The sequence below is a fragment of the Rhodococcus sp. NPDC057529 genome, assembly GCF_042802055.1.
GTDB lineage: Bacteria > Actinomycetota > Actinomycetes > Mycobacteriales > Mycobacteriaceae > Rhodococcus_F.
In genome coordinates, this window is the sequence record NZ_JBHVEY010000022.1 from 22,676 (window position 1) to 42,848 (window position 20,173).

Here is a 20,173-nt window from a genome sequence, read left to right on the forward strand (position 1 = left end):
TGAAACTGACAACCTGCACGCCGCACATCGTCGATGAACCGAACCGTCCGAGAACCTGACCTCGCCGCAGTTGCCTCGAGGTCGGCGAGGCCGCCGGGCCGCACCAACCCCCGCACACACCCGGCTGCGCCGCTCTACTTCCAATCAACCTGACAGTGCTTTCAGTCCTCCGGCATGGCGCCCAGGCGCGCCAATAACGGAACAGCCTCGGCGAGCTTGGCGGCGTCCGTGGGACTCATCCCGTCCAGAAGGCGTCGAACTCCCCGGATCCACATCTCGTCGATCACACGGTTGTTGCGCTGGGCCACGGCCGTCTGATGCAGCCGGTGCGAGCGACGGTCGCCGGGGTCGGCCCGCTTCTCGAGCAGACCGCGGTCCACCAGGCTGCGCACGGTGGTGCTCACGTTGCTGCTCTGCAGACCCAGGGACCGAGCAACGTCGGACACGGTGCATCCGGGGCGTTCCTCCACGGCGCGGAGCACTTCGATCTCCGACTGCGGAAGCCGCGTCAGGCCGGCCTCTCGCTCCCCGAACCGGCGCAGGGCCCACACCAGGGAGCGCGCGGTGTGGGCCAAACGTTGGACATCGGCATCGACTATCGGCGCGGCTTTGGACACCACGCCAGCTTACCCTTACTATATATCTAATAATAGATATACTTCTAGATATACCTTTGCGAAACTGGAAGGTCGATGTGAACCAGAACTCACACGAATACGGCAGCGCAGTGCACGATACGGACGGGGAATTCCGCACTCCCCCGGGCCAGGCACGCGTCGCGCCGCCGAACGCGAACCTGCGCGCGGATCGATCGCCCCGTCTCCCGGCCAAGTTGGTCGCCACGCTGGCGCTGCTGGCCGCGGTGGCACCGTTGGCAATCGACATGTACCTGCCGGCGTTCCCCGCCATGGCGGTCGAGTTCGACACCAGCGCGTCCGCAGTGCAGTTGACCCTGACGACCTTCCTGGTCGGTCTCGCCCTGGGGCAGCTGGTGTTCGGGCCGCTCTCGGACCGGTACGGTCGGCGGCCGCTGCTGCTCATCGGCACCCTGGCCTGCGCAGCGTTCAGTGCGGCGTGCGCGCTCGCCCCCAGCATCGAACTTCTGGCCGGCGCACGATTCGTACAGGGCTTCGCCGGGGCGGCGGGCATCGTGCTGGGCCGCGCCGTGATCAGCGACCTCGCCCGCGGCGGCGCCGCCGCGAAGCTGTTCGGCCTGCTGGTCGTCATCAACGCCATCGCCCCGGTCCTCGCCCCGCTGCTCGGCGGCGCGGTCGTCACCGGCTTCGGATGGCGCGGGGTGTTCTGGGTCCTGACCGTGCTGTCCGCGCTGATGTTCGTATGCGTGCTGACGGTGGTGGCCGAAACCCACCCCCGGGAACGACGCACCGCCGAGGGCACCGTCGCGATGCTGCGTGACGCCCGCACCGTCCTCCGCAACCGCCGGTACGTCGGGTACACCCTGGTGTACGCGTTCGCGTTCGGCGTCATGTTCGCCTACATCTCCGCGTCACCGTTCGTCCTGCAAACCGTCCACGGGCTGTCGACCGCCTGGTACAGCGTCGCGTTCACCGCCAACGCACTGGGCCTGGTCCTCTTCAGCGTTGCCAACGGTGCCGTGGTCGCCCGCTTCGGCGACCGCGCCACCCTGCGGATCGGCCTGACGCTGCTGGCCGTGTTCGCCGTCGTGATGCTGATCAACAGCCTCGCCGGACCCGTCCTGTGGATCACCCTGATCGCACTGTGGGCCACCATGGGCAGCCTCGGCCTGGTCATCGCCAACGCCACCACCTTGGCCCTCGGCGAGGCACGACAGGCGGCTGGTACCGGCTCGGCCGTCCTCGGAGCGCTGCAGTTCCTGCTCGCCGCCGCGATCTCCCCCCTCGTAGGCATCGGCGGCGAGCACACGGCCGTGCCCATGGCGCTCGCCATGATCATCAGCGCAGTCATCGGCTCGGCCGCACTCACCCTGACCAGACAACGCCCCGCCGCACGCACCGCATAAAGCCTCCCCGAACTCCCGCACCACCAAAGACACAATTTCAGGGCGACAGATCATCGAGCAGGTGCGCATCATCGACCGCGACCACCACTCCGGCACTGCCCGCCCCGTCCACCAACGCGGACGGGGCCCGCTGCATTACCCGTGACCGGTTCTGGCCCGTCACGTTCAGCACGCCCGCGAACGCGCCGAGCGGTAGTGCCCTCGCGGACGCCGTCGCCGGAATCCGCCTGTTCTGCGCTCCGCGGCGCGGAGCCGACGACAACGTCTCCCGTGCGAGTCGCGTCTTGCCCACGCCCGCCGCGGCCGCGGCCACAATCCCCGTGATCCATCTGTCCGGCGCATGGCACGTTCGACGAACCGCAGTTCCTCTTCCCGCCCGATCAGCGGCCACGCCGCACCCATGGGTGAATCCTAGAATCGCACCGATCGCACTCGAGGCCGATTCACCGGACACCGCCCACATCAGACGAGCGACTGGTCAAGTCCCTGCGCGTGGTGTGCGACGCCGTCGCGTGATTCTCGTGAGGTGGCTATGCGGTCAGCGCGGCGGGTGACACCTCCCGCGCGCGTAACCCGTCACCGGTGGAGTACCCGCGCGGAGTACCCACCGGCAGGAGGAGTACTCCAGTACTTCTCACCAGGTCGAGAGTGCTTCTCACCAGGTCGAGCCGACCCGCCACACTTCTTCCTGCACCCCGCACGGGGCGTCGCCCAGAACGGCACCGCAGCCCAGGAGCACTCACCATGACCACCACCGTTGCTCACCACGTCGACCCGCACCTGATCGGAATCATCCACGATGCCCTGCGCCGCGACCTCGGCCGCACCTTCGACACCTGAGCACTCGCACCCCGCTCGGCGGCCACCACCGCACCGCCCTCGCCAACCACCCGCGCCGAGCACCCACAGCCGATGGCTCCCGCGGCGGCCTCGGTGTCCGGGCCGGAGTGCACCTTGGCGGCGCGGGCGCCGGTGGCGTCGACCAGGACGGTCACCTGAGGTTCCCGAACGGTGGACACGGGGGGTGTCCCTATGGTTCCTGTCAAGCCGCTGAGGGGAGCGGCTCCCGGTAAAGTTCCTTGTTTTTCAGCATGGCATAGAGGACGTCGCAGCGGCGTCGGGCGAGGCAGATCAGGGCCGCGTTGTGCTTCACTTCTCGGCACGCTTTTGTCGTAGTAGGTGCGACTGGTGGGGTCGTGGAGGGCGGAGAACGCGGACAGGAACAGCGCTCGTTTGAGTTTTTTGTTGCCGGAGCGGGCGGGGTGCTCACCACGTATCGATGAGCCTGATTTTCGGGTGACCGGTGCGATGCCGGCGTAGGCCGCCAGGTGGGCGGCGGAGGGGAAGGCGGAGCCGTCGCCGACCTCGATCAGGATCCGGGCCGCTGCCGAAGACGCCGATGCCGGGCATCGAGGTCAGGACCCGGGAAAGAGGGTGTTCATCGAGGGCCCTCTCCACGTCCGCGGCGACCGCTTTGCGTTGTAACAGAGTCTCTTTCAGTGAATCCGCGAGTTTGGGGAGAACGGTTTCGGCGGCCGCGGTGCCGGGCACCACCACGGTCTGCTCATCGAGGGCGGCAAGGATGTCGGTGGCCAACCGGGCGCCCATGCGGGGTGCGTGCTTGACCGCGATCGCGGTGAGCTTGCGCTTGCCGGCCTGCCGGATTCCGGCCGGCCCGCCGCAGCGGGAGAGGACCTCGAGCACCGCCGGATGGGCGATGCGGGGGCCGAGGACCCGCTCGAGGGCGGGGTGGATGGAGGTGAGCAGACCGCGGATGCGGTTGCTGACCCGGGTGGCCTCGCCGGCAAGGTCGTCGTCGCATCCGACGAGGACCTCGAGTTCGGCGAGGGCCTCGTCGCCGGTATCGACCCGGCGCAGGGTGTGCGGCATGGTGCGGGCGGTATCGGCAATGATGAACGCGTCTCGGGCATCGGTTTTCGCCTGTCCGGGGTACAGGTCGGCGATGCGGCGCATCGCCAGTCCGGGCAGGTAGCCGACGTCGTGGCTGCAGGCGCGGGCCACGGTGACCGGTAGGGCGCCGATGGTATTGGGTTGGTCGACGACCACCAGCACCGATCCGTGGGTGGCCAGGCGGTCGAAGACCGCCCGCAGCTTCGTCTCGTCGTTCGGCAACGCCTTGTCGTAGATCTTCTTTCCGGCGGCGGTCAGTCCGACGGCGTGGTGCTCACCTTTGCCGACGTCGATTCCGCAGTACACCGCATAGTTCGAGTCCATTCAGGGGTCGTCCCTTGTGTCTCGGTCGGCCGGTCGCCGATCCGGCATCGACGCCCGGCACCCACGCCTGCAAAGAGACCTACACAATTTCGGTTGGCCGTGTCCCTATCAGCGGTCCGTCGACGCCACCACACCCGGCGACACCACCCCCCGGATCATGCGAGAGACAGGGGCAACGAGTCATACCGGGTCTGGCGACCGTAGCCCTTCTGCGAAGGACCATAAATAACGTAACGGGTTAGCGGAAGATCGGGGCAATAGCCACCGACGATGCTATCGGCCGCGGAGGTCGAGTGACGGACACCGTCGCTGGGGTTGTGGTCGCTGCACTAAATTGGATTCGCCCACAGTGCGGGACTTGGCGACCACGCCGTAGGCAAGTCAGCAGCTGCCGATCGGGTAGCAGTGAACCCCTTCTGCCAGCTCTCACGTATCGAAATGATTAGGGGATTTTTCGCTGGTGAGTTGGGTTATTGTGCTGTTCGCCTCCTTATGCCCACCACCCAGAACCTTCGCGAAATGTGTCTTGACTCACGTTCCCCGTGAACCTACACTTTCGATTATTGAATCGGTTGCTCGATTCAATAACGACCCAATGACTTCTTGATTCGGCGACCTTCATCGATGAGAGAACTGAACTGCGCCCCATTGGTCGGCCCACACGAGTCTCAGCACTGTCGAGGCTCGCGTGGGCCAGTGCTAGCGCCGGCTCGGCCGCGGACTCATTGCGCCCCGTGCCCGCCGACGCCTCGATCACCGTCCGTCAGCACCTACGAAAGGGTCGCCATGGCTGCCGAACCACAAATCAAACGACCGCCACTACACAGGTTCCAGGTAATGATCGTCCTGCTGTGCGCGCTTCTCAACGCGCTGGACGGCTACGACATCTTCATCATGGGATTCGCGATCCCGTACTTCCCGGATGACTTCGCCTCCAGCTCCATGCAGGGCTACCTGATCAGTGCCGCGTTGGCGGGAATGGGCATCGGGTCCGTTGCTTTTGCGCCGCTGGCAGACCGATACGGTCGTCGTCTCGTACTGGTGGCGGGACTCACCCTCAACGCTGTGGGTCTGACCGTTTCCGCTCTGGCGCCGAACTATTGGGTTCTCCTCGGCTCACGCGTCATTACGGGGATCGCGGTCGGAACGATCGCGACCGTCGTCGTGGTCCTCGCGCCCGAAGTGGTCCCCCGGGCCTGGCGAAGCTTTGCGGTCGGCACCGTGATGTGCGGATATCCGCTAGGCAGTACCATCGCTGGCTTCGCCGGTGCGGCGCTCCTCGCTGCGGTCGGGGGGTCCTGGCAGGGAATGTTCTGGGTAGGGCTGGTCCTGTGCGTCATCGCGCTGATCGCCACGGTCACGTTCATGCCGGAATCGACCGTCTTCCTCCTCAGTAAGGGCGACCCAGAATCGTTGCGGAAGGCGGCCGTCACGCAGAGTCGTCTCGGGTTGGAAGACGACGCGCCGGTGGTTCAGGCCGACGAAGACGAGGTGCGCAAGACTCCCGCGACCGTCCGGTTGCTTGGACGCGAACTCAGGACACTGACCTTGCTGCTCTGGACCACCTACACCGCGTTGTCGGCGTCCTTCTACTTCATCAGTTCGTGGACACCCAAGCTGATTACGGATGCGACATCCGACAAGGCAGAAGGAGCACTTGCCGGTCTCATGATCTCGTTCGGCACATTGGCCGGGGCCGCGTTGTACGCGATCGTCGGACATAAGCTCTCACCGCCTCGGTACGTCGTGGCCGGGTCGGTCGTCGCAGTGGTGTCGTTGATCGGATTCGCGTCCACGCTCAATGGGGTGTTCGCGCTCATGATGGCTGCCGTCATGGGGCTCACCGTGTACGGAGCGATGGCGGCCACGGTGACGAGCACGCTGGTTTATCCGGTGCTTGCGCGAACACGCGGCATGGGCACGATGATCGGAGTGGCACGAGTCGGTGCGATCATCGCACCCATCCTCGCCGGCTATGCCCTGTCCTTCATATCGATCCGTAGCCTGTACTTCTCGGTCGTGGTGCTTCTGATCCTCGCCCTTCTGACGGCCGTTTCCCTGCTCAGCCTCTCCCGGAAGCCTCAGCAGTCCAGCGAAGTTCACAGTCTGCAGACCAGTCGATGAGCTATTCCATAGGTGAATGGAGACGTACCGCATACGGACTGCAGTCGATGTGTGAGCGCGGGCACTGCCAGTGCCACCCTCATCGAACTGATCAGTTGAGCCACAGTACGAACCGATGTGCCCGGCCCCCGCCTTTTAGCGGGGACCGGGGCCATCGGTGTTCGACGGAGTAAAACGGCATCGTCGAACAGGCGTCGATTCACCCATAGCGGTCGGCAAAACGCAGGGCCTCATCGACGCAGGGACGCCCTGCACGACAATTACTTCGGACGCCTTTTGTGGGCGCCGAGTCGGCCATCCGCGGGCTGAACGACAACCTCGGCGGCTGACCAAGCACTGAGGAGCGGACATGCAATTCACCACGATCCGACACGAGGTCGAGGACGGAATCCTCACCGTCGTCCTCGATCGACCGGAGAAACTCAATGCCTTCACCGTCGAAATGGCCGACGAGCTCGAACGCACCTTCGTTGCCGTCAATGACGACGATTCCGTGCGGGCGGTGATCGTCACCGGCGAGGGTCGCGCATTCTGCGCCGGCATGGACCTGTCGAGCGAGGGCAACGTGTTCGGGCTCGACGGGTCGAAGACGCCGTCACTGGGCGACATGGCCGACCTCGACGAGCCGGAGTTGCGTCGCGTCCGTGACACGGGCGGCCGGGTGACACTCGCGATCTACCAGTGCCGCAAGCCGGTGATCGCCGCGATCAACGGTGCAGCCGTCGGGATCGGCGCGACGATGACGCTGGCCATGGACGCGCGCCTCATGTCGACTCAGGCTCGGTTCGGTCTGGCCTTCGGAAGACTGGGTATCGTCCCGGAGGCGTGTTCGACGTGGTTCCTTCCCCGGATCGTCGGTATGCCCACCGCGTTGGACCTGGTATATCGCGCCGACATCCTCGACCCGGACACCACATGTGAGACCGGGCTCGCACAGGCCGTATACGAACCCGACGCACTTCTCACCGAGGCGCGGGCGCTGGCGAACTCATGGACGCGGGAGCGATCCCCGGTGTCCGTCGCACTCATGCGTCAGATGCTCTACCGGAACTCCGCTGCGCCGCACCCCGTCGAGGCGCACCGGGTCGATTCGCTGGCCATGTTTTACACAAGCCTCGGTGACGGCGATGAGGGCGTACACGCTTTCCTCGAGAAGCGCGAACCGCGCTTCAATGGGCAGGCATCGGAAATGCCTCCGTTCTACCAAGAGTGGATTTGAGGCGAGACCCTTCAGACCCGGCGTCTGTAGGCGGATGGATGGTGTGATACTGGTTACACATGGAGCGATTGTTGTATCGCCGAGGGTTGAGAGGGAAATGCGCGGATGGCATTCGTGCGGAGTATGCCGGCAACCCTGGTTGGCCCCGCTCCGACTGCACAGCCACTTCTGGACTCGAATTTCCTGACCGCCACCGGCCGGGCTTCGCTGACTGTCGTGACGCCGGAGCAACCAGGTCGCGTCAGATGCTTATTCGCATTGCGCGCCCCGACAGCAACTTGATCAGAACTCAATCATCACGCATGAATTGTTCGGTCTTGCGGAGCGCTGCGCCGAAGATACCGATGACCATGCTCCAAGGAGAATGTGATGGCGGCGGATAACCAACTCGTTCCAAACGCCCACGGGTTTTCGTGCGAAGTGACGAGTTTCGTCGGACGCCGAAATGAAGTAGCCGCGATCAAGACGTGTCTGTCGGGCTCTCGGATAGTGACGCTCACCGGATTCGGTGGGGTAGGAAAGACCCGGTTGGCTTGCCGTGTGGCCTCGGAAGTACGCAGGAGCTACACCGATGGCATCTGGTTTGTGGACCTCGCCTCGATCTCCAATCTTGAACTTGTCACGACCGCAATCACCGAAGTGCTCGACATTCGGGAAGGGTCGAGTCCGGGCCATATTCACACTCTCTTCGAATTCCTCAGTGGAAGACACGCGCTCATCGTTTTGGACAACTGCGAGCACTTGATCGAGGCCTGCGGCACCGTCGCCGCCGAGATTGTTCGGCAGTCATCCGGCGTGCAGATCCTGGCAACCAGTCGGGAGCCTCTCGGTGTGCTGGGTGAAACCGTGTTCGAGGTCCCGCCCATGTCGGTTCTGGACGACGCGCAGTTGGTTGAGGGACGAGAAGGTAAGAGCTTCCACAGCGAGGCGGTCGATCTTTTCGAGCAACGTGCTGCGTCCGTCGTCCCTGGATACACCGTCGATGACGAGAGCCGCGTAGCGGTTGCCCGTCTCTGCCAGCGGCTGGACGGCATCCCTTTGGCTATCGAACTCGCCGCTGTTCGGATCAGATCACTTCCCCTCGACCGCGTCCTGTCACGGGAAGGTCCCCTCTTCGATCTTTTGACTCAAGGAAACCGTGGCGGCCCGGTGCGGCATCAAACGCTGCGGGGCGCCATCGATTGGAGCTTCAATCTGTGCTCGCCGGACGAACAGACCCTGTGGGCGCGACTGTCGGTATTTGCGGGCGGTTTCGATTTCGATGCAGTCGAAAGCGTGTGCACTGATCCGGAAATTGTTCCGGACGCCTTTGAAGTCATCTCCAGCCTTGCCGAAAAATCGATCGTTGTCACCGCCCACTCCGGATCCACGGTTCGATATAAATTACTGGAAAGCATCAAGGATTACGCGGCCGAGAAACTTGCCGAGCTGGGCGACGGGGAAACCTGGCATAGGAATCACCGGGATTACTTCCTGCGTTTGTCGGAACTCAGCGAGAGTCGGTCACTGGGATCAGGACAGCTGGAATGGAACCGTCGACTCCAGCACGAGCGTGCGAACCTGCGGTCAGCGCTGGAGTACAGCCTGTCCACCCCCGGCGAGGCCCGCACCGGGCTGCGGATGGCGAGTTCGCTGTGGTTCTTCTGGAATGCGAGCGGCCTGCTGCAGGATGGGCGGTACTGGCTGACCCGCGCCCTGGAGACCGACCGGCAACCGAGCAGGGAGAGAGCGAAAGCGCTCTGGGTGATCGGTTGGTACGCAATGGTTCAAGGCGACAACGCCACCGCCATGCGATATTTGCTCGAAAGCAGCGCCCTTGCGGAATCGATCGGTGATCGAACCGCCCAGGCGTTTGCGCTCCAGTTCCGGGGCACCGTAGAGCAGATCGACGGAAATCTCGACGTAGCGTTGGATCTTCTCAATGCCGCGATGAAACATCACGTCGAGTCAGGTGAGGTCAACTCCCTGACACTGCTGGGCGGCGCTCAACTGGCTTTCGTGCACTGCCTGTCCGGAAACCTGGAACAATCAATCGCTTCGGCGGAGGGAACCATCGCCCAGGGCAAGTCGCAGGGGGAGCGTTTCGCGACGTCGTGGGCGTTGTGGGCGCGCGGACTTGCCCTCTGGACCCAGCGCGAGTTCGCGCACGCATCGGACTCGTTGAAGGAAGCGATCGAACTGAAGCAGTCGTTGTGCGACTGGTTGGGCGTATCCGTATGCACCGAGATTCTGGCGTGGATCGCGATCGAGGAAGGAAACCCTGTTCGAAGCGCACGCCTGTTGGGGATCGGGCGGACGCTGTGCGGCGAAATGGGGAGCTCTCCGCTCTTCGGAAGCGACGCGTTGGTCCGGACACGGACTCGTTACGAAAAGCGCGCTCGTCAGTTGCTCAGTGGTGCTGTATTCGAAAGAGAATCCCGGGCCGGGGAAGGGCTCGAACACCACGAGTCGATCGAATTCGCTTTGCAGAAGCGCACGTCTGAGCCGACGACGCCCGCCCCTCCTTCTGCGGAGGTGAAACTCACACCGCGCGAGAGGGACGTCGCGAAGCTGGTGGCGGAGGGACTGACGAACAAGGAGATCGCGGAGAGGTTGGTCATCTCGCGCCGCACCGTAGAGGGACACGTGGACCGCATCCTCGCGAAGACCGGTCATAGGTCCCGCTCGCAGCTGGCCGCCTGGATTGCCCGTGATGAGAGCGTCGATTAGAACCTGTCACGCACCGAACTGGACGACTACCCGGCGCGGTCACACGAACGGGCCGCCGCCCACGCCCCGGAAACTGTGGTTCGGGTTTCCCGATCAGGACGACACTCCTGCCGCGTCCGCCGGCGACGACGAGATCGGGGTCCCGGTGATTCGGGTCGGCTAGTTCCGGCAGCCAACAGCAGCGACCACCGCACCGCACCGATGGTCCTGCGGTTTGGTCGCGCGATTACCTGTGAGTGACTTGGCCTCTGCTCCGGTCGGAGGCGCGAGCAGGGGTCGACTCAACGTTCCACGGACATACCTGCGTACGGAATACAGGTAGTGAAACAGGTATATCTCGCCCATCACACCCGGCCCGTAATTGAGATTCTCATCACTGGATGTGGCGGTGGCTCGGACTTTGTGTCAGCTATCGAACACAACGACTCGTCGGTAGCGAAATACGCGCCGCTCAGGTCCGCGACCGCCTCTTACCCCTACGAAGAGAAGCGAGAATGTGGTGACGACAAGTATCCCCGTGATGCCGGACGTCCTTTCGGATGATTTCGCCCGGGACCCGCACAAGTACTACAAGATCATGCGCGACCACTACCCCCTGCTCCACCACGAAGCCAGCGGTTACTACTTCGTCAGCCGGTTCGACGACGTGGCGCGGGTGTACCGCGATTCGGACGCCTTCAGCAACGAAAACTACGCCTTCCAGATGGAGCCCGTAATCGGGCGGACCGTCATCCAGATGTCCGGCCGCGAGCACACCATCAACCGGCAGCTGATCACTCCGGCTCTGCGCGGCACCTACCTCGATGCCCTGCTTCCGCAGGTCGATCAGCTCGCGACCGACATGATCGCGGCCCTGCCCGATTCCGGGCCGGTCGACGTCATCGAGAATTTCACGAAGTGGTTCCCGATCAACGTCATCGTCAAGATGCTGGATCTGCCCAAAGAGGACCTGTCCAAGTTTCACGAGTGGTACTCCTCGCTCATGGCGTTCCTGGCCAACCTCACCCAGGACCCGGAGATTCACGCGTGGGGCATGCGGACCCAGCAGGAGTACCCGGCATACATCTTGCCGATCATCGCCGAACGGCGCCGAAACCCGGGAAACGATCTGATCTCCCGGCTCTGCCAGGCAGAGCTGGAAGGTGAACAGCTCTCCGATGAGCAGATCAAAGCCTTGATCGGTCTCCTTCTCATCGCTGGCGGCGAGACGACCGACAAGGCGATCGCCAGCACCCTCAAGCACCTGCTGCAGCATCCCGACCAGCTCGAAGCGGTGCGCGCGAACCCGGCACTGGCCACCAACGCACTCGTGGAGAACCTGCGCTACCACCCTCCCGTTCAGATCATTCTCCGCACAGCCACTGCGGACGTCGAGGTTGCGGGCGGGATCATCCCGGCCAAGAGCGTCGTCGCGTGCGTGAACGGCGCCGCCAACCGGGACGAGCGCAGGTACGAAGATCCGGACAAGTTCGACATCTTCCGCGAGGACATCGCCATGGATCGCGCCTTCGCCGGCGCGGCCGACCACATCGCATTCGCACTCGGCCGGCATTTCTGTGTCGGTTCCCTTCTCGCGAAGCGCGAAGCGGAAACCGCACTCACCCAACTGTTCGAGAAGTACCCCAACCTGCGCTTCGCGGACGGCTTCGAACCGGTGGATGTTGGTTTGTTCACTCGTGGGCCGGAAAAGCTGCTCCTCGAACTCGGTCCGGAGCGCTGAGCGAGTCGATGGATCAAGCGAACAACACACGGAGGCGGACAGACCGATGACAACCACGGCGCAACCAAACACTCACGACAACTCCACCCTCGACTCGACGCACTACCAGATGTTCATCGACGGCGAATGGGTCGACAGCGATGAAAAGTACGACCTGACCGAGCCGGCCACCGAAGAGGTATTCGCCACCGCGGCCAAGGGCGGAACACAGCACGCCGACGCCGCGGTGCAGGCCGCGAAACGCACATTCGAGTCGGGGATCTGGCGAAACATCTCTCCCGGTGGGCGGGCTGAGATCCTCGACCGCGCTGCCGACGCATTGGAGGCCCGCGCGGAGGAGCTGACCACCCTCGGCACCCGCGAGGGCGGAGCCCCCCTCAACCTGTCCAACGCATTCAGTGTCGGCATGCCGGTATGCAACACCCGGTACTTCGCCGACATCCTCCGCAAGCATGAGTTCGAGCGGCCGGGACCTCTAGTCGGGCCCGTTATTTCAGGCGGCTTGGTTCGGCGCGAGCCGATCGGCGTCTGTGTGGCAATCGTGCCCTGGAACTTCCCCACGGCTCTGGCCGTGTGGAAGGTGATGCCGGCCCTGGCCGCGGGTAACTCGGTCGTGCTCAAGACGGACGAGAAGACCCCCATCGGAGCGCTCGAGCTCGCGAAAGAGTTGCAGGCCGCTGGTGTCCCCGACGGGGTATTCAACGTGGTCACCGGTGACGGTGAGGTCGTGGGAGCTCAACTCGCCGCCCACCCGGACGTCCGCAAGGTCTCCTTCACCGGATCCACCGCGATTGGTAAGGAGATCGTCCACGCCGGCGCCGGGAACCTCAAGAAGGTGACCCTCGAACTCGGCGGCAAGGGCGCCAACATCATCCTCGACGACGCCGACTTGCGGACGGCTGTCGACGGATCGATCTGGGCCTTCTTGATGCACGCCGGCCAGGCCTGCGAGTCGGGAACTCGACTGCTGGTTCCGTCCTCCCTTCACGACGAGTTCGTGGACCGGATGATCGTCCGACTGCGGACCCAGAAGATCGGCAACCCGCTCGAGCCGGATACCGACATCGGACCGCTCATCAATGCCGCACAGCGCGACAGGGTGCTCGGCTACATCGAATCGGCAAAGACCGACGGGGCCACGGTCGCCTACGGCGGCGGCGTCCCTGCGGGCGAACCGTACCGGCGCGGCTTCTGGGTCGAGCCCACCATCCTCACCAACGTCACCAACGACATGACGGTGGCACGCGAGGAAGTGTTCGGCCCCGTCCTTGCCGTGATCCGCTACGACTCGATCGAGGAAGCAGTCAAGATCGCCAACGACACCGAATACGGGTTGTCGGCCGGGGTGTGGAGCCAAGATCTCAACCAGGCACTCGCCGTGGCCCGCCAGCTCGAAGCCGGCTCGGTGTGGATCAACGACTGGCACATGGGCAACCAGGAATACCCATTCGGCGGATACAAGCAGAGCGGCGTCGGCCGGGAACTCAGCGCGCACGCCCTCGACGAGTACACCGAACAGAAATCGATCCAGATCTGCCTGGAACCGAAGCTCGAGAACCGGGCATACGGCCTGGTCCTGTCGGTTCCGCCGTCCGACTGACCCGTAGTCTCTCGGCGCTGTGCGCCTGACGCTGTTCAACGAAACGGAGTAAGCATGAAAACCAAAGCCGCAGTGCTCTACGAAGCGGGCAAGCCCTTCGAGATCGAAGAACTCGAAGTCGTCGCCCCCGACGAGAACGAAGTTCTCGTCCGGTACGACTACTCGGGGCTCTGTCACTCCGACCTGCACATGGTCAAGGGGCACCTGCCCTTCCGGGCTCCCATGGTGTTCGGTCACGAAGGCGCCGGAGAGGTTCTCGAAGTCGGCTCCAAGGTCACGAACGTCAAGCCCGGTGATCATTTCGTCGCATCGTTCTTCCCGGTCTGCGGTCGGTGCAGGTGGTGCGCGACCGGCAACTCCCGGCTGTGCGACATGGGTGCCAACGGACTCGAAGGCTTCCTGCCTGGTGGCCGGTTCCCGTTCCAAGGCAAGAACGGTGACTACGGGTCCATGATGACTGTCGGCACGTTCAGCCAGTATGCGACCGTCCATGAGAATTCGGTGATCCCGATCCACGATTGGATTCCTCTGGACAAGGCCGCCTTGGTCGGCTGCGGCGTCCCCACTGGTTGGGGATCCGCGGTCAACTCGGCGAGCGTGCGGGCGGGAGATACCGTCGTCGTCTACGGCATCGGCGGCATCGGCACCAACGCAGTGCAAGGAGCCGCGTATGCGGGCGCACAACACCTGATCGCAGTCGATCCGGTCCCGTTCAAGCGGGAGAACGCCAAACGTTTCGGGGCCACCCACACCGCGGAGTCCGCCGAAGAGGCTCTCGCCCTGGTGCAGGAACTGACGTGGGGTGTGGGTGCTGACAGCACCATCATCACCATCGATCAGCTGACCGCCCAATCGGTCTCGGACGCCGCCGAGGCCACATCGAAGGGCGGCACGATCGTCATCACCTCGATGGGCCAGTACGAGGATGACACGATTCAACTGTCCGGAGTGCAGCTCGCTCTGTGGGGCAAGCGAATTCAGGGATCACTCTACGGTGGTTGCAACCCTGTCTACGACATCCCGAAGCTGCTGAGCTTGTACCAGAGCGGCCACGTGAAGCTCGATGAGCTCATCACGCAGACCTACTCGCTCGAGCAGGTCAACCAGGGTTACGAAGATCTCGAACAACACAAGAACATCCGCGGCGTCATCGTTCACGAACACTGAACCGACTCCCCGCAGCTCTCCGCTAGGCCGGGCGCGTCATCGACGGACCGACCTTTATGAGGCCGACGACGCCCAGGGCTCGAAGTCACCAATCTCGACCCTGGGCGCCGATTGCCCTCGCCGGGCACCCACCCGCGTGGAGAACCGCGCGACATCAAGGAGAAAGAAAATGGCCTACGTCATCTCGGGCCCCTGCACGGACATCATGGACAAGAGCTGCATGGAAGTGTGCCCGGTTCATTGCATCTACGAAGGTGCCCGCAAGTTGTACATCCATCCCGACGAATGCATCGACTGCGGGGCCTGTGAACCGAATTGTCCGGTCGAGGCAATCACGTACGAAACCGAAGTACCTCCGGATCAGGAGCCGCACGTCGCCGACAATCGGGACTTCTTTTACTCTGTCCTGCCTGGGCGTGACGGCGAACTCGGACTGATCGGCGGTGCCCGAGATTTCGGTCCGGTCGGTGTCGATACCCCGCTCGTGGCTAGCCAGCCGCCTTGCCCGTCGAACCAGCTGTGACCGGCGCTGAGGACCTTCCCATGAGAAATGCCCGCATAGCAGTAATCGGCTCCGGCCCTGCCGGCCTGTTCGCCGCTGACGAGCTGGTCCGGCAACAGGACGTCGACGTCGAGGTCGACATCATCGACCGCGTTCCCGCCCCGTACGGGCTCGTCCGATACGGTGTTGCACCAGATCACCCCCGGATCAAGGCTGTCATCGGAAGCCTGCAACGCATCCTGGAAAATCCCAAGGTCCGATTCCTCGGAAACGTCGAATTCGGTACCGATATCGACCGCCCATTCCTCGACGCGCACTACACCGCGACGATCTACGCAACCGGCGCATCCCGCGACCGATCGATCGGAATAGCAGGAGAAGACCTGCTCGGCAGCCGCTCCGCGACCGCCTTCGTGTCCTGGTACAGCGGCCACCCCGACAGCCCGAACGATTTCTCCCTGCGCGAGGACACCGTCGCCGTGATCGGCGCCGGAAATGTCGCCCTCGACGTAGCACGAATCCTCGCGAAAACTGCCGCAGAGCTCGACAGTACCGACATGCCGCCGCATGTCCTGGACACGTTGCGCGACAGTCGCGTCCGTGACATCCACGTGATCTGCCGGCGTGGACCGGAATTCGCCAAGTTCACCACCAAAGAGCTACGCGAGCTCCGGAACCTGACCGACGCAGACATCATCGTCGATCCCGCCGAGCTCACCAGCTCACCACGCGAGGGCCTCGACAAGGCCACCCTCGCCAACCTCGCGGTCCTCGAGGAGTTCGCGTCCCGACCGCGTACCGACCGAACGCACCGAATTCACTTTCACTTCTGGCGAAATCCGATCGAGATCCTCGGCTACGAGCACGTCGACGGTCTTCGCATCGAGTGCACTGAACTCGCGCCGGATGGAACCGTGCACGGCACCGGCGAGATCGACACTCTTCCCACCCAGCTCATCCTCAGATCGGTCGGCTATCGCAGTGTTCCCCTCGACGGCCTGCCGTTCGACTCTGCCCGAGGCACTATTCCCAATCAGCTCGGCAGGGTCGTCGATGATGCCGGGCGCGTTGTCCCGGCCCAGTACGTCACCGGATGGCTCAAGCGTGGACCATCGGGGGTGATCGGAACCAACCGCGTTGACTCGGTCGAAACCGTCGCCAGCGTGATGGAGGACCTCGTGTCCAGTCCCGAACAGGGCACCAGCGTGTCCGCCGATGCCGTAGACGCCGCCCTGCGTACGCGCGGAGTCAAGGCGATCGGATACGACGGCTGGCTACGAATCAACGGTGACGAGATCGAACGGGGCCGGGTGTCGGGTAAGGATCGAACGAAGATCCCCGATTGGGAAACACTGCGTCGGCTCGGGCATGAGGTGCTCACCTCCGGGTGAGCGGGCTCGTCGCCTATTCGATCGCTCAGCGGACAGACCCATCAGTCGGTGTACACACGTAGGTCATCAGGGATGTGAAGTCTGCCGGACGTGAAGCAACAGTGTTCGCGGATGTGAAGGAGGCCGACGGTGTCTGTCACTGTCGAAGAAGAGCTGGCTCCGGAGATCAAGCTGCCGCAACAAGCGCATGCGCACGGCCTGCCGGTGCTCGAATCACAGGTCGACCAGGTCGTACGCTGCGAGCTCTCCCGGTTGTATCGTCGGTTGGCCTTGACCAATGAGGAACGCGACGTAGTCGAGGAAGCCGTGCAACGGGTCTGCCAGCTCGTGGTGCTGGTCCCGGTCGCGAAGTGGCGCGGCGATCCCGCCCTGGTGAAAGAACTCCTGTGCGAATGACCTACGGTGATGGGACATCGCGGCGTGCCTCGAATTGCTGCGTGGCGAACCAGAAGTGGCAACTTCCGCGTAAACCGACGCGACGGCCATGCGACCGCGCGTCGAGGTTAGATCGCAGGTCGATCGCTCCGGCACATCCCGAGATCGTCGTCGTTCTCACACACGAAAAGGTATGAACCATGTTCGCTGTTCAGTTCTATTCTCCTGGGGACATCGATATGCTCCAGCTGCGAGATATTCCAGTTCCCAGTCCGGGTGAGGGCGAAGTACTCATCGCCCTCGAGGCATCGGCGATCAACCCCGCGGACGTGAAAATTCGTAGCGGGATGATCACACCTCGTCAGGGAAGTGCGCCGTTCACGCTCGGGTACGACCTGGTGGGCACCGTCAAGGAGACGGGTCCGAAGGCCGGCCGGTTTCTGCCCGGTGCTCAGGTAATTGGTGTCTCGACGTTGGCCGTCACCGGTACCGGGACATGGTCGGAGTTCGTTTGCCTGCCGGAGGCGTCCCTTGCCCGTGCCCCCGAAGATGTCGACCCGGCGATCTTGGCCCAGTTGCCCCTCCCCGGCTTGACCGCGATGCAGGCCGTCGACGCTCTGCAGTTGGCTCAAGGATCTGAAGTTCTTGTCTCCGGAGCCGCCGGCGCGGTCGGACGTATCGCACTGCAGCTTCTCCACCTCCGCGGATACCGCGCCCACGCGTTGGTTCGGCGGGCCGAGCAGGCAGAGTTGTTGCCTGCCTGTGTAGCCGAGGAAGTACATATCGGCTCACTGCCGGTCTCCCGCGTCGACGGAGTGATCGATGCTGCTGGGATTGATCTGTCCGCCGCGTTACGGCCTGGGGGGCACTACGTGACCGTGGTCCCGGGAAGCCCGCCGCACAGCGTGTCGAAGGAGGCCGCGACGCTGGTGGTCGCTCACGAGTCCGGCGCGATGTTGCACGCACTCGCCGAACTCCTCACCGCTGGTGAGCTCGACCTTCCCGAGTCGACAACGTTCAAATTTTCTGAGATCGAGGCTGCTCACCGCGAGTACGACCGCCGGCTGGGACGCCGCATCACGCTCGTCGTCTGACCGGCTAGTCGGTCACCCGGGAACCCGCTAGCGCGTGCACCTCGCCGAGCCCTCCCCCTATCAACCTCACCAATCTCGCAGAAGGCCAGCAATGAACCCGTCACCAGTACAAGACCACACCCCCGCGCCCGCAACCGCGCCCGCAACCGCGCCCGCCGACTTTGTGCGGCTGAGGGTTTCGGAACGAATCGTCGAAGCGTCAGGCGTGGTCTCGCTGCGGTTGGTGCACCCGGAGGGCGAACAGGTGCCGACATGGGAGCCGGGTGCGCACATCGACGTCGAGGTCGCCGGGGTGACCCGTCAGTACTCGCTGAGCGATGCCGAACCGGCGCCGGGTTCCTGGCGTATCGCGGTGCTGCGGGAGCCCGCGAGCCGCGGAGGTTCTCGAGCGATCCATGACGCGGTGCATGCAGGGACGGAATTGGTCGTCGGCGCCCCCAGGAACCGCTTTCCGTTGCTTCCCGCGCAGAGGTACATCTTCGTTGCCGGTGGGATCGGCATCACGCCGATCCTGCCGATGATCGGCGAAGCAGAGAGGCGAGGCGCCGACTGGTCCTTGGTCTACGGCGGCCGCTCCCTGGACACGATGGCTTTCGCCGATGACCTCGCACGATACGGTGACCGCGTCACGCTCGTCCCGGAGGACACGAAGGGTCGGGTCGACTTCGCGAAGTATCTCCGGCAGGTGCACGATGACACCCTGATCTACGCCTGCGGTCCGGCCCCGTTGCTCGATGCCCTCGCGCAAGCATCCGACCACTGGCCGGCCGGCAGCCTGCACGTGGAACAATTCGTCGCACAGGATATCGATTCTGCCGGTGACGTCGAATTCGAAGTCGAGTTCGCGGCGAGCGGTGTCACGGCGATGATTCCACCGGATCGGTCGATTCTGGATGTGGCGAATGACCTCGGATTACCGACGCTCTCCTCGTGTGAGGAGGGGGTCTGCGGTACATGCCAGACCGCCGTGTTGAAGGGCACTGCGGACCACCGGGACGCGGTCATGACCGATGACGAGAAGGCATCCGCCTCGTCGATGTTCATCTGTGTGTCCCGGTCGAAAGCCGGCACTCGGTTGCAGCTCGACCTGTGAGGACAGGTACTGGCCATCAGCTCTCGCATCGGCGTTGCACCTGACGCGACCAGGCTTCCGATGCACGCCCCGACAATGCCACCCACCCGCATCCTCTGGCGTTTTCGAGGGACGCGTCCCCCGCTGACGTCGAATGCACGCCCTACGCCCCGGCGCATCCGAGGAGGGTACCGAAAATGAATTCCCCGCACTCGCTTTCGAAAAGCACAGTCGTTGCCGCCGTACCCGGCGATTGGAGGCTGCGCGCTGCGTGCCGGCGGAGCGACCCGTCGGTGTTCTTCGGCCCCGACGGTGAACGCAGCCGCGACTGTGCCCGTCGGGAATAGCGTGAACGGAAGATCTGTCAGGACTGCCCGGTCCTCGTGTCTTGCGAGCAACCATGCCCTGACGACGGGCGAACAACATACATGGACTCTGGGGCGGCATGACCGAGGGTGATCGCTGAAGCAGCCGCCGTCGGCAACGAATCAGGTGCCTACCGTTTGTTTCCCCACCCGCCGCCCGCACGGCCGGTGGGCACTCGTACTGACCGCCCGGAACACGTCCTTGGATCGACGCAATTACGCAGCGGGTTCCCAGAAGCAGACCGCGACAGACTCAGCCAACAGATCGGCGTCCCTCACCGGGGTTTCCGCCCAGCACCGCGCGTTGCTCTCATGCCGCTCCGGCTCGCGCAGCCATAGTTCTCGTCGAGCCGTCCTTGTCATGCTCACGCGGAGCACCGAGAGCCGACATCAGATACGTAGGCTTTTGCGCCGGGCCTCGACGTTGGCGGCTCGACCGCCCGCACCACTCTGGCAGTGACAGACAGCGGCGGGGAGAGGGGGCGGAAAGAGAGGGGGGGGGGGGTTTTCTTCTCTTGCCTGGGTTTTTCTCCCCCTCCCGCGCCAGGCTTGGGCTGGGGGTTTTTTTTTTTTTTTCCTTCTGCTTTTTTTTTTTTTT

The 20,173-nt window shown here is 63.9% G+C and carries 14 protein-coding genes and 1 pseudogene; 12 read left to right on the forward strand and 3 right to left on the reverse strand.

The features are described from left to right. Positions 1-161 precede the first annotated feature (161 nt). Positions 162-617, reverse strand: a complete 456-nt coding sequence (locus ACFU5V_RS33135) for a MarR family winged helix-turn-helix transcriptional regulator (protein ID WP_378704198.1) — start codon at positions 615-617, stop codon at positions 162-164. Between the two features lie 77 nt (positions 618-694). Between ACFU5V_RS33135 and ACFU5V_RS33140 the strand changes: the two genes are divergently transcribed. Beyond that, entirely contained in the window at positions 695-2,002 is a 1,308-nt protein-coding gene (locus ACFU5V_RS33140) for a multidrug effflux MFS transporter (protein WP_378704199.1), read from the forward strand. 37 nt (positions 2,003-2,039) lie between these two features. Here ACFU5V_RS33140 and ACFU5V_RS33145 read toward each other — a convergent pair whose 3' ends face one another. Both ACFU5V_RS33145 and ACFU5V_RS33150 read right to left on the reverse strand, forming a co-directional pair. Next, complete coding sequence (locus tag ACFU5V_RS33145) at positions 2,040-2,315, reverse strand: hypothetical protein (RefSeq protein WP_378704201.1); 276 nt, start codon at positions 2,313-2,315, stop codon at positions 2,040-2,042. A gap of 729 nt (positions 2,316-3,044) precedes the next feature. Beyond that, positions 3,045-4,237 (reverse strand): annotated as a pseudogene (locus ACFU5V_RS33150) (IS110 family transposase). A gap of 837 nt (positions 4,238-5,074) precedes the next feature. On the opposite strand from ACFU5V_RS33150, the gene ACFU5V_RS33155 reads away from it, so the two are divergent. The 11 genes from ACFU5V_RS33155 to ACFU5V_RS33205 all read left to right on the forward strand — a co-directional run bounded on the left by ACFU5V_RS33155 (position 5,075) and on the right by ACFU5V_RS33205 (position 19,231). Then, the gene (locus tag ACFU5V_RS33155) at positions 5,075-6,361 is read left to right on the forward strand and encodes an MFS transporter (protein WP_378704202.1); all 1,287 of its coding nucleotides are present in this window, start codon (positions 5,075-5,077) and stop codon (positions 6,359-6,361) included. A gap of 349 nt (positions 6,362-6,710) precedes the next feature. Beyond that, a complete protein-coding gene (locus tag ACFU5V_RS33160; protein WP_378704203.1) occupies positions 6,711-7,580 on the forward strand; it encodes a crotonase/enoyl-CoA hydratase family protein in 870 nt (289 codons plus the stop codon). Between the two features lie 369 nt (positions 7,581-7,949). After that, positions 7,950-10,289, forward strand: coding sequence for an ATP-binding protein (locus tag ACFU5V_RS33165; RefSeq protein WP_378704204.1), 2,340 nt, complete (start codon positions 7,950-7,952; stop codon positions 10,287-10,289). Positions 10,290-10,809: 520 nt separating this feature from the next. Continuing rightward, positions 10,810-12,009, forward strand: coding sequence for a cytochrome P450 (locus ACFU5V_RS33170; RefSeq protein ID WP_378704206.1), 1,200 nt, complete (start codon positions 10,810-10,812; stop codon positions 12,007-12,009). Positions 12,010-12,055: 46 nt separating this feature from the next. Continuing rightward, positions 12,056-13,609, forward strand: coding sequence for an aldehyde dehydrogenase family protein (locus tag ACFU5V_RS33175; protein WP_378704207.1), 1,554 nt, complete (start codon positions 12,056-12,058; stop codon positions 13,607-13,609). A 54-nt stretch (positions 13,610-13,663) separates the two neighbouring features. Continuing rightward, positions 13,664-14,776, forward strand: coding sequence for a Zn-dependent alcohol dehydrogenase (locus ACFU5V_RS33180; RefSeq protein ID WP_378704209.1), 1,113 nt, complete (start codon positions 13,664-13,666; stop codon positions 14,774-14,776). Between the two features lie 169 nt (positions 14,777-14,945). Further along, a complete protein-coding gene (gene fdxA, locus ACFU5V_RS33185; protein ID WP_378704210.1) occupies positions 14,946-15,299 on the forward strand; it encodes a ferredoxin in 354 nt (117 codons plus the stop codon). 20 nt (positions 15,300-15,319) lie between these two features. Continuing rightward, the gene (locus tag ACFU5V_RS33190; RefSeq protein WP_378704212.1) at positions 15,320-16,669 is read left to right on the forward strand and encodes an FAD-dependent oxidoreductase; all 1,350 of its coding nucleotides are present in this window, start codon (positions 15,320-15,322) and stop codon (positions 16,667-16,669) included. Positions 16,670-16,798: 129 nt separating this feature from the next. After that, complete coding sequence (locus ACFU5V_RS33195; protein ID WP_378704213.1) at positions 16,799-17,065, forward strand: hypothetical protein; 267 nt, start codon at positions 16,799-16,801, stop codon at positions 17,063-17,065. Between the two features lie 218 nt (positions 17,066-17,283). Further along, positions 17,284-18,138 carry an NADP-dependent oxidoreductase gene (locus tag ACFU5V_RS33200; RefSeq protein ID WP_378704214.1) on the forward strand — a complete coding sequence of 285 codons (855 nt, stop codon included), beginning with the start codon at positions 17,284-17,286 and terminating at the stop codon, positions 18,136-18,138. 205 nt (positions 18,139-18,343) lie between these two features. Continuing rightward, on the forward strand, positions 18,344-19,231 hold the full coding sequence (locus ACFU5V_RS33205; RefSeq protein ID WP_378704216.1) for a PDR/VanB family oxidoreductase: 888 nt from the start codon (positions 18,344-18,346) through the stop codon (positions 19,229-19,231). The last annotated feature ends 942 nt before the right edge of the window (positions 19,232-20,173 follow it).

What these genes read in the sequence shown, in the direction of transcription:
- ACFU5V_RS33175 (WP_378704207.1), top strand. Translation starts at nt 12,056, where the DNA reads ATGACAACCACGGCGCAACCAAACACTCACGACAACTCCACCCTCGAC.
- ACFU5V_RS33180 (WP_378704209.1), top strand. Translation starts at nt 13,664, where the DNA reads ATGAAAACCAAAGCCGCAGTGCTCTACGAAGCGGGCAAGCCCTTCGAG.
- ACFU5V_RS33155 (WP_378704202.1), top strand. Translation starts at nt 5,075, where the DNA reads ATGATCGTCCTGCTGTGCGCGCTTCTCAACGCGCTGGACGGCTACGAC.
- ACFU5V_RS33190 (WP_378704212.1), top strand. Translation starts at nt 15,320, where the DNA reads ATGAGAAATGCCCGCATAGCAGTAATCGGCTCCGGCCCTGCCGGCCTG.
- ACFU5V_RS33200 (WP_378704214.1), top strand. Translation starts at nt 17,284, where the DNA reads ATGCTCCAGCTGCGAGATATTCCAGTTCCCAGTCCGGGTGAGGGCGAA.
- fdxA (WP_378704210.1), top strand. Translation starts at nt 14,946, where the DNA reads ATGGCCTACGTCATCTCGGGCCCCTGCACGGACATCATGGACAAGAGC.
- ACFU5V_RS33165 (WP_378704204.1), top strand. Translation starts at nt 7,950, where the DNA reads ATGGCGGCGGATAACCAACTCGTTCCAAACGCCCACGGGTTTTCGTGC.
- ACFU5V_RS33160 (WP_378704203.1), top strand. Translation starts at nt 6,711, where the DNA reads ATGCAATTCACCACGATCCGACACGAGGTCGAGGACGGAATCCTCACC.
- ACFU5V_RS33170 (WP_378704206.1), top strand. Translation starts at nt 10,810, where the DNA reads ATGCCGGACGTCCTTTCGGATGATTTCGCCCGGGACCCGCACAAGTAC.